Source organism: Brevibacillus sp. MER 51 (genome assembly GCF_023714195.1).
Lineage (GTDB): Bacteria > Bacillota > Bacilli > Brevibacillales > Brevibacillaceae > Brevibacillus.
In genome coordinates, this window is record NZ_JAMAUS010000056.1 from 1 (window position 1) to 462 (window position 462).

1 pseudogene is annotated in these 462 nt (G+C 62.1%); it reads left to right on the top strand.

Features of this window, described 5'->3' with window-relative positions:
• Window positions 1-462: pseudogene (locus tag M3630_RS30595) on the top strand (transketolase); the annotation flags it as partial.

The window sequence follows — 462 nt, forward strand, 5'->3', positions numbered from 1 at the left end:
CTTCCTGCTCTCTCATGGCCATTACGCTATCGCTTATTATGCCGCGCTGCTGGAGGCGGGCATTATCCCGGAAGCCGAACTGGAAACCTACGGCTCCGACGACAGCCGCCTGCCGATGTCCGGCATGGCGACCTACACCCCGGGGATGGAGATGTCCGGCGGCTCGCTGGGGCAGGGGCTGTCTATCGCCGTCGGCATGGCGCTCGGGCTGCGGCAGAAACAGAGTAAGGCCTGGGTCTACAACTCCATGTCCGATGGGGAGCTGGACGAAGGGTCGACCTGGGAGGCGGCGATGTCGGCGGCTCACTATGGCCTGAGCAACCTGATTAACCTTGTCGATGTCAACAAACAGCAGGCTGACGGCGATTCACGCAAAATCCTCGGCTTTGAGCCGCTGCAGGATAAATGGGCCGCCTTCGGCTGGTACGTACAGCGCGTGGACGGTAACGATCTGCCGGCGGT